Origin of the sequence: Roseateles violae, assembly GCF_030410485.1 — a bacterium.
Taxonomy (GTDB): Bacteria; Pseudomonadota; Gammaproteobacteria; order Burkholderiales; family Burkholderiaceae_C; genus Roseateles_D; species Roseateles_D violae.
Genome location: NZ_JAUHHC010000002.1, coordinates 1,031,033 through 1,040,319, shown reverse-complemented (window position 1 = coordinate 1,040,319; position 9,287 = coordinate 1,031,033). Strand labels below are relative to the sequence as shown.

Sequence of the window (9,287 nt, the reverse complement as noted above, 5' to 3'; positions counted from 1 at the left end):
CACCCCCTGCTCCGGGCCATCGAGGCTGAAATAGGCGTGGCTGGTGATTCCGGCGATGGTGTCGGTCGGGCCGAGGTTCTCGACCTCGAAATGGATCTCGACCTGCTGGGCGGCGGTCAAGCGCAATCACGCGCAGATCCGCAATCTGCGCGACCAGGCGCGCGCAACAGGCCTGAGCGTCGCCCGAGAACGGAAGCGGGGCGCCTCGGCGCCCCGCTCTTTTTCGCCAGTCCCTCGCTCTCCCTCAATCCCAGTAGGGCCGGATCCGGTAATGGCGGTGGATCTCCTCGTGCCACTCGCGCTGGGCCTGGCTGGGCCAGTGGTTCTTGTCGAAGCCCGGCGCGTTGTCGAAGTAGTCGCTGCCGGCATCCATCACGAAGCATTGGCGGTCCGGATCCAGGGTGAGCACGGCCCAGGGCACGGCAAAGAAGCGTTCGCCGATGCCCAGGAAACCACCCGAGACCATCACCGCATAGGCGACCCGGCCGCGCTGCACGTCGAGCATGATCTCCTCGATGCTGCCCAGGGTCTCGTCCTGCAGATTGACGACCTTGTTGCCCTTCAGCATGCTGGCCGTCAGCAGGCGCGGGCCGGGACCGTTGGTCGGGGCGGTCGCCAGGCCGCGGCTCGCGCCGGGCCGCTCGCTTCGGGCCTCGTCGGCCCGCAGATTGGCCAGCATGCCGGTGATGGTGCTCATGATCGACCTCCTCCTCGTTTGGCGCGCGGCTCCTCCTCGCGCAGCTTGTGATAGCTGCGATCCAGCACGGGGCCCTTGTCGGTGTCCACGCGGCCCGAGCTCGCGTCGGCATAGCCGCGGCGCATCTGCGGTGTCGGCGCGGCGGGCGCTTGCTGCGCGGTGTCGGCCGATTCGTCGCGCTCATGCGGCATGCGGGGCGTCGGCTCGCCGGCAATCTCGGCCCGGGTGCGATCGCGGCGTTTGCTGCTGTCTTGCGGATTGGATGCCATGGCGGTCCTCGCTGCCTGTGATGCTGCTCCGACGGCAAACCCCATGCCCGGCGCGCCGATTGCCGTTGCTCAAGGGCTTTCCCATGGAGAACCGCGATGAACAAGCGAAACGCCCGCAGCCCGGCGCCCTCCTCCGCACCCAAGAAGCCGGTGACGGCGCCACGCGTCGACACCGAATCGGCGGCCGGCGAAGAGGATCCGGGCAGCGCCGCCGAAGTGCTGCGCCGTACGACGCCGCAGCGCAGCGGCGACGGGCCGGCCGAGGCGCCCGAGCACCGGCCCGGCCGAGATCGCTAGCTGTGAAGCTTCAATAGGTTGTATCCGGTGTTCATCCGGATTGGGTTTGAGAGACTGGAAGTCGCCAAACACCCAATCCACTCCAGAGCCCAGACCGGATGAACAGCCATAAGCATGCCCGACTTACGTTCGCCCGCCGAATCGAAATGGTCAGACAGATGACCGTCGGCGGACTCAGCGCGCCAGTAGCCGCTGCAACTCAGGGCGTGACAGCGCCCACCGCCAGGAAGTGGCTCGGTCGCTTCCTGGCCGGCGGTGAGGCGGCGTTGGCCGATGCCTCATCTCGACCAGCGAACTCGCCCCGCGCCATCGATCCAGCCAAGGCGCCACTGATCGTCGAATTGCGACGCCGACGCATGCTGCAGTCAGGCATCGCCCGCAGCGTGGGCGTCTCAGCCTCCACGGTCAGCCGTGTGCTGGCCCGAGCAGGTCTGTCCAAGCTTAGCGACCTGGAGCCGGTCGAGCCCATGGTGCGTTACGAGCGCGAGGCACCGGGCGAGTTGCTGCACATCGACACCAAGAAGCTGGGCCGCATCGTGCGTCCGAGCCACCGTGTCACGGGCAACCGGCGTGACTCGGTGGACGGAGCAGGCTGGGAGACGCTGTTCGTCGCCATTGATGACCACGCCAGGCTGGCCTTCACGGCCATGCACCCCGATGAGAAGAAGGAGCAGGCGGCGCTGTTCCTGCGCAACGCCGTGGCCTACTACGCCCGGCTGGGCGTGAAGGTTCAGCGGCTGCTCACCGACAACGGCGCGGCGTTCCGCTCGCGGAACTTCCGTCAAGCCTGTCTTGACCTGGGCATCAAGCACTCGTTCACCCGGCCGTATCGGCCACAGACCAACGGCAAGGCCGAACGCTTCATCCAGTCGGCCCTGCGCGAATGGGCCTACGGCTGGACGTACCAAAACTCAGCATAGCGCACCGAGGCCTTGGCTCACTGGCAGCATCACTACAACTGTCACCGACCGCACAGCGGTATCGGTGGCCTGCCGCCCATCTCAAGACTCCGTTCGTCAAGAAACAACCTCTTGACTCTTCACAGCTAGCGCAGCAGCGCCTGGCGCTGCCTCAGTGCGCCGCCTTGTGGCGGCGGTCGCAGGGCTCGTAGCGCAGCGCCTGGCGGTACTTGGTGACCGTGCGGCGCGCGACGTCGAGGCCCTGGCGCTGCAGCTGGCGCGCGATCTCGGCATCGGACAGCGGTGCCTCGGCCGACTCGCCCTCGATCAGGCTCTGCACCAGGCCGCGGATCGCCGTCGGCGAGCAGCTGCGGCCATTGCTGCTGATGTGGGCGCGCGAGAAGAAATGCTTGAGCTCGTAGACGCCACCCGGCGTCGCCATGAACTTGTTGCTGGTGACCCGCGATACGGTCGACTCGTGCACGCCGACCTGCTCGGCGATCTCGCGCAGGCCCAGCGGCTTCATGGCCATCGGGCCGTAGTCGAAGAAATGCCGCTGCCGATCGACGATGGCCTGGGCCACGCTGGCGATGGTCGAGAAGCGCTGTTCGATATTGCGCAGCGTCCAGCGCGCCTCCTGCAGATGGGCGGCCAGCTCGCCGCCGCCGGCCGCGTGGCGCTGCGCCAGCTCGGCATAGCGGCGGTTCAGGCTGACGCGCGGCAGGATCGCGTCGTTCAGGCTGACCGTCCAGACGCCGCGGCGCTTGCGCACCAGCACATCCGGCACGATGTACTGCGTCTGCACGCCGCCATGGCGCCAGCCCGGATGCGGATCGAGCCGGCGGATGCGCTGGCAGACCAGCTCGACCTCCGTCGCCGAGCGACCCAGCCGGCGCGCGATGCCGCTCAGCTCGTGGCGCGCCAGCGCCGGCAGTTCCTCCTCGACGATGCGCAGCGCCAGCTCGTGGAGTTGCGGCGTCAGCTCGCTGGGGCCGTCGCTGGCCTGCAGCTGCAGGCGCAGGCATTCCTGCACATTGCGCGCGCCGACGCCGGCCGGCTCCAGCGACTGCAGCCGCTGCAGCGCGCGCTCCAGCTCGTCGACGCTGGCCGGCTCATCGTCGAGCTGCAGCAGCGGCGCCAGCTCGGACAGCGGCGTGCGCAGATAGCCGTCGTCGTCGAGCGAATCGGCCAGCGCGCGCGCCAGCAGCAGTTCGCGCGGCGCGATGCCGCGCTGCATCGCCAGCTGGAAATGCAGGTGCCCGGCCAGGCTGCTGACGCCGGGCACGAAGTCCAGCGCGCTGACATCGGTGCCGCCCTCATGGCGGCGGTTCGAGTAGTTCTCGCCGATCCAGGGATCGCGATCGCCGCTGGTGTCGGCCTCGGACTGCGGGCCTGCCGCGCCGGCGCTCGCGTCGGAGCTGCTCTGCGAGCTCTCGCATTCGTCCTCGAAATCGAGAAAGGGATTGCGTCCCTGCAGCGAAAGAATCTGCTGCCGGAAATCCAGCGAGGACAGTTGCAAAAGGCGCACCGCATGCTGCAGGCGCGGGGACAGCGTCTGCTTCTGACGCTGCTGGGTTTGGAGTGAAAGTCGGGCTGTCATGGCCCATCCGTCGCAAGGACCATGCCCGGCACTTCGCGGGCGCGCCGCCCCTGTGACAAGCGCTTGCAAAGCGACTCGAAGACCGCGAAAAAATCTGCCGACGAAGCCCTCATTGCCGCAAATGCTGCCGCTGGACGCGGGCTTTCGGCGCCCTGCCCGGCTCATCGTCGGAGACCTCGCGCTGGCTCGGGACTTGCTCGCCTTTCTTGAATGAACGAGACGATGTTGACCGCCAGCCTGCTGCTGCTCGGCGCCGTGCTGGTCGTGATGGCGCTGGCCGAGCCGCTGGTGCGGCGGCTGCCACTGTCGCCGGCCCTGGTCTATCTGCTCAGCGGCTGGCTGGCCGCCAGCCTGGCCACGCCGCCGCTGCCGGCGCTCGATCTGCAGCGCCATGCCGGCCTGCTGCGCGTGGCCAGCGAGATCGCCGTGCTGCTGTCGCTGTTCGCGGTCGGCCTGAAGATACGCATCGCCGCCAGCTGGTCGGCCTGGAAGGTGCCGCTGCTGCTGGCCAGCAGCGCCATGCTGTGGTCGGTCGGGCTGGCCACGCTGGCTGCCTGGCTGATCCTGCCCTTGTCGTCCTGGGCAATGGCCTTTCTGCTGGCGGCGATCCTGGCGCCGACCGATCCGGTGCTGGCTTCCGACGTGCAGATCCGCAGCAACGAGGACCGCGACGGCCTGCGCCTCGCGCTGAGCGCCGAGGGCGCGCTGAACGACGGCACGGCGATGCCGGTCGTGCTGCTGGCGCTGGGCCTGCTGGGCCTGCACGAACTGGGCCCGCGGGGCATGGACTGGCTGCTCGGTGACTTGCTCTGGGCGGTGGTCGGCGGCACGGTGCTGGGCGTCGCCTGCGGCCGCGGCCTGGGCTGGGCCTTGCGGCGGCGCCTGCGCGCCGGCGTGCAGGCCGACTGGGACGAGCTGCTCTATCTGGGCGCGATCGGCCTCACCTATGGCCTGGCACAGGCCGTGCATGCCTCCGCCTTCCTGGCCGTCTTCGCCGCCGGCGCGACCCTGCTGCGCCAGCATCCGGCCGCCCGGCCCGATCCCGAGGCGCTGCCGCTGGGCGAGCAGTTGCAGGCCTTCGGCGCGCGCTGCGAGCGCCTGGTCGAGGTGCTGATGGTGCTGCTGATCGGCGCGGCGCTCAGCGAGGTGCGCTGGAGCGCCGCGCTGCTGCTGTTCGCGCTGGCGATGCTGCTGCTGGTGCGGCCGCTGAGCGTGCTGCTGGGCCTGCCGCCGCGCGCCCTGCCGGCGCCGCAGCAGCGCCTGGTGGCCTGGTTCGGCATTCGCGGCGTCGGCTCCGTCCTCTATCTGGCAATGGCGCTCGAGCAGGGCCTGGCCGCCGAGGATGCGCAGCTGCTGGTCTCGGCCTGCCTGGTCTGCATCGCGCTGTCGATCGGCCTGCACGGCGTGTCGGCGACGCCGCTGATGGAGGCCTACCAGCGTCGCCAGGCCGAGCGGCTCGCGACCGGCATCAAGCGCCCGCCCTGAGGCGCAGTCCTACACCACCGGCGCCCCTGCGCTGCTACGCTCCCTGCACATGAGATCCGTCATCGGCGCGCAGCAGCAGCCGGGCCGCGCGCGGCCCCTGCGTTCCCTGCTGACCCACTTGTCCGCGCTGATGCTGCTGGCGATGGTGCCGCTGGCGCTGCTGCTGGCCTACCAGGTGTTCAACACCCTGCAGAAGCAGCGCGAGCGCCTGCAGCAGGATCTGCAGCGCACCGCCGCGCTGCTGGCCGCGGCGGCCGAGCATGTGGCCGGCACGACCGAGGAGGCGCGCGAGTGGCAGAGCCTGCTGGCCCATGGCGCGCCGGCCGGCAGCATCGTCAGCCTCGTCGATGCGGCCGGGCGGCCGCTGGCCGGCACGCCGCCGCCGCCTTCGCCCCAGAGCCATTTCAGCGCCTGGCAGACGCTGCCGAAGAACGGTTGGCGGCTTGGCGTCAGCGTGCCGGCGGAGCCGCTGGAGCAGCAGCAGCAACGCGCGCTGCTGGCCGCGCTGGCCACCGTCGGTGCCTGCCTGCTGCTGGGCCTGAGCCTGGCGACCCTGCTGGCGCGGCGCATCACCGAGCCGCTGCGCGAGCTCGCCACGCGCGGTCCCGAGGCGCTGTCGCGGCCGCCGCTGGTGCAGGAGATCGCGCTGCTGCGCGAGGCGCTGGCCGCGGCCCAGCAGCGCCAGCAGCAATCGCAGACCGGCCTGCAGCGCCAGGCGGCCGAGTTTCAGACCCTGTTCGAGAGCACGCCGATCGGCCTGGCCTTCTGGCGCGCTGGCGAGGACGAAGGCCAGCGCCTGCACAACCCGGCGATGGACCTGCTGCTGGGCCCGGTCGCCGAGGCGGCGGCGATGCCGATGTGGCTGGACGGCCACACGCTGGCGCCGGAGCAGCAGCCGCTGCAGCAGGCGGCGCGCGAGGGCCGCGCGATCGGCCCGCTGGAGCTGGAACTGCGCGGCCCGGACCGGCGCCTGCGCCATGTGCTGATGCAGGCGGTGCCCCTGCTCGATGCCGAGGGCCGGGTCGAGGGCGCGCTGGCCAGCGCGGTCGACATCAGCGAGCGCAAGAAAGCCGAGCAGCGCGTGCTGCAGGCCGACCGCCGCTTGCGCGACAGCCAGCACCTGATCGATCTGGCGCAGGAGGCCGGCGAGATCGGCTTCTTCCGCGTCGACACGCACAGCGCCACCTGGACGCCGGCGCAGGCGCGCCTGCTGGGCCTGCCCGGCGAGACGGCGACCAGCCTGCCGGCCGACGAACGGCTCGATGATCTGCTGCAGCGCATCCATCCGGAGGACCGCGACGAGGTCGAGAGCGGGCTGCGCGCGATGGTGGCGGCGCGCCGCGAGCGCGAGGCGCTGGACTTCCGCGTGCTGCTGCCCGACGGCGGCACCCGCTGGCTGCACAGCCGCGTGCAGATGAGCTATTCCGACAGCGGCCGGCCGCTGCAGCTGGTCGGCGCGACCCTCAACGTCAGCGAGCAGAAGGCGCTGGAGCTGGAGCGCGAGCGGCTCGCCGCGCTCGAACAGCTCGCACGCATCGAGGCCGAGAACATCAACCGCGCCAAGGACGAGTTCCTGGCGATGCTGGGCCATGAGCTGCGCAATCCGCTGGCGGCAATCTCCTCCTCGGCCGAGGTGCTGAACCGGCTGGCCGGCGAGCCGCATGCCGATGCCGAGCTGGCCGGCCAGGCGCGTGCCATCATCGTGCGCCAGACCCGCCATCTGGCGCGCCTGGTCGACGATCTGCTGGACGTCGGCCGGGTGATCTCGGGCAAGGTGCTGCTGCGCCGCCAGCGGGTCGAGCTGGCCGCGCTGCTGCGCCGGGTGCTGGAGAACTTCGAGGTCGGCGGCGGCACCGCCCATCACGATCTGCAGTCGACGCTCGAGCCGGTCTGGGTCGATGCCGACGCGACGCGGCTCGAGCAGGTCGCCAGCAATCTGATCGGCAATGCGCTGAAGTACACGCCCGAGGGCCGGCGCATCGCGATCACCCTGCGCGGCGACGAGGCCGGCCAGGCGCTGCTGGAGGTGCGCGACGAGGGCGACGGCATCGCGCCGGCCCTGCTGCCCCATGTCTTCGATCTGTTCGTGCAGGGCGAGCGCCGGCTCGACCGCCGCGCCGGCGGCCTGGGCATCGGCCTGACCCTGGTGCGGCGCCTGGTCGAGCTGCACGGCGGCAGCGTCGAGGCGGAGAGCTCGCCGGCCGGCAGCGTGTTCCGTGTGCACCTGCCGAGGGTGGCACCGCCACCGGCCAGCGCCGAAGCGCCGCGCTGGCGCGGCGCGCGCATGCAGCGGGTGCTGCTGGTTGAGGACAACGCCGATGCGCTGGCCTCGCTGCGTGCGATGCTGGAACTCGATGGTCACCGCGTGCATACCGCCAGCGACGGCCACGTGGGATTGAGCCTGCTGCTGGACGAGCGGCCGGACCTCGCCATCGTCGACATCGGCCTGCCGGGCCTCAGCGGCTACGAGCTGGCGCGGCAGAGCCGGCGCGCCGGATACTCCGGCCAGTTGCTGGCGCTGTCCGGCTACGGGGCCGAGGTCGACCGCATCGAGGCGCTGCGCCACGGCTTTGACGAACATCTGGCCAAGCCGATCGATGCGCAACGCCTGCGCGATTGGCTGGCAAAATCGACACAGTGAGTCAACACCATGAGCCATGCCCTGATCGTTGACGATGAAGCGGACGCCGCGGCGATGCTCGCGGTGCTGGTTGCCGCCGAGGGCTTCAGCGTCGCGACCGCACGCAACCTCCGCGAGGCGCGTGCCCAGCTGGCGCTGCAGCCGCCCGATATCGTGCTGCTGGACCTGCAACTGCCCGACGGCCATGGCATGAGCCTGTTCGATGAGCCGGGTCTGATCGCGCAGTCGCAGGTGGTGCTGATCACCGGCCATGCCAGCCTGGACACCTCGATCAAGGCGCTGCGCCTGGGCGTGGCCGACTACCTGATCAAGCCGATCCAGCCGCAGCAGCTGCGCGGCGTGCTGTCGCGCCTGGTCAAGCCGGCCGTGCTGCGCGCCGAGCTCGACAGCGTCGAGGCCGAGTGGGAGCGCAGCGGCCGCTTCGGCCATCTGTGGGGGCGCTCGCCGGAGATGCAGCGCGTCTACCGCCAGATCGCGCGCGTCGCCGGCACCGGCGTATCGGTGCTGATCACCGGCGAGAGCGGCTCCGGCAAGGAGCTGGTGGCGCGCAATGTGCACGACCTCAGCCGGCGCCGCAGCAAGCCCTTCCTGGCCGTCAACTGCGGCGCGATCTCGCCGCAGCTGATCGAGAGCGAGGTCTTCGGCCACGAGAAGGGCAGCTTCACCGGCGCCGAGCGCCAGCACCAGGGCTTCTTCGAGCGCGCCAACGGCGGCACCCTCTTCCTCGACGAGATCACCGAGATGCCCATGGAGCTGCAGGTCAAGCTGCTGCGCGTGCTGGAGACGGGGCTTTATATGCGCGTCGGCTCGACGACGCAGCAGGAGGCCGATGTGCGCATCATCGCGGCGACCAACCGCCTGCCCGAGCAGGCGGTGGCCGAGGGCCGCCTGCGCGAGGACCTGCTGTACCGGCTCAATGTGTTCCCGATCGCGCTGCCGCCGCTGCGCGCGCGCCGCGAGGACGTACCGCTGCTGGCCGAGCAGTTCCTGGCCGCGATCGGCGCCAGCGAGGGCAAGCCCAAGCGCTTCAGCGCCGCCGCGCTGGCCAAGCTCACCGCCTACCGCTGGCCCGGCAATGTGCGCGAACTGCGCAATGTCGTGCAGCGCAGCTATGTGATGAGCGAGGGCGCCGAGATCGGCGACGACTGGCTGCCCGGCGAACTGCCGCCGCGCGAGCTCGAGGGCGGCGCCGACGAGGGCGAGAGCGCGGTGGTGCGGATCGCCATCGGCAGCACGATGGCGCAGGCCGAGCGGCAGCTGATCCTGGCCACCTTCGCGCATTACAAGCAGCAACGCGAGCGCACCGCCGCCGTGCTGGGCATCAGCCTGAAGACCTTGTACAACCGGCTGAAGGACTATGCGGAGGACGAGGCGCCGGCCGAGCCGCCGCTCGGCTGAG

7 protein-coding genes and 1 pseudogene are annotated in these 9,287 nt (G+C 70.6%); 5 read left to right on the top strand and 3 right to left on the bottom strand.

The annotated features are described in order from the left end of the window. Nucleotides 1-244: 244 nt before the first annotated feature. Both QWJ38_RS10300 and QWJ38_RS10295 read right to left on the bottom strand, forming a co-directional pair. Nucleotides 245-697, bottom strand: a complete 453-nt coding sequence (locus QWJ38_RS10300; protein ID WP_290358955.1) for a PRC-barrel domain-containing protein — start codon at nt 695-697, stop codon at nt 245-247. Next, nucleotides 694-966: a hypothetical protein gene (locus QWJ38_RS10295; RefSeq protein WP_290358954.1), complete on the bottom strand. Its 273-nt coding sequence runs from the start codon at nt 964-966 to the stop codon at nt 694-696. The genes QWJ38_RS10300 and QWJ38_RS10295 overlap by 4 nt, the downstream gene beginning before the upstream one ends. A gap of 96 nt (nt 967-1,062) precedes the next feature. Here QWJ38_RS10295 and QWJ38_RS10290 point away from each other — a divergent pair, with 96 nt between their 5' ends. Then, nucleotides 1,063-1,263: a hypothetical protein gene (locus tag QWJ38_RS10290; RefSeq protein WP_290358953.1), complete on the top strand. Its 201-nt coding sequence runs from the start codon at nt 1,063-1,065 to the stop codon at nt 1,261-1,263. Nucleotides 1,264-1,361: 98 nt separating this feature from the next. Further along, a pseudogene (locus QWJ38_RS10285) lies at nt 1,362-2,312 on the top strand (IS481 family transposase). Nucleotides 2,313-2,334: 22 nt separating this feature from the next. Here the strand turns inward: QWJ38_RS10285 and rpoN are convergent. After that, complete coding sequence (rpoN, locus tag QWJ38_RS10280) at nt 2,335-3,762, bottom strand: RNA polymerase factor sigma-54 (protein WP_290358952.1); 1,428 nt, start codon at nt 3,760-3,762, stop codon at nt 2,335-2,337. 210 nt (nt 3,763-3,972) lie between these two features. Here rpoN and QWJ38_RS10275 point away from each other — a divergent pair, with 210 nt between their 5' ends. Genes QWJ38_RS10275 through QWJ38_RS10265 form a run of 3 tightly spaced genes read left to right on the top strand, consistent with a single transcriptional unit; the run spans nt 3,973 to nt 9,286 of the window. Then, on the top strand, nt 3,973-5,247 hold the full coding sequence (locus QWJ38_RS10275; RefSeq protein ID WP_290358951.1) for a cation:proton antiporter: 1,275 nt from the start codon (nt 3,973-3,975) through the stop codon (nt 5,245-5,247). Between the two features lie 49 nt (nt 5,248-5,296). Then, entirely contained in the window at nt 5,297-7,888 is a 2,592-nt protein-coding gene (locus QWJ38_RS10270) for a hybrid sensor histidine kinase/response regulator (RefSeq protein WP_290358950.1), read from the top strand. 9 nt (nt 7,889-7,897) lie between these two features. Next, on the top strand, nt 7,898-9,286 hold the full coding sequence (locus QWJ38_RS10265) for a sigma-54-dependent transcriptional regulator (protein WP_290358949.1): 1,389 nt from the start codon (nt 7,898-7,900) through the stop codon (nt 9,284-9,286). The last annotated feature ends 1 nt before the right edge of the window (nt 9,287 follow it).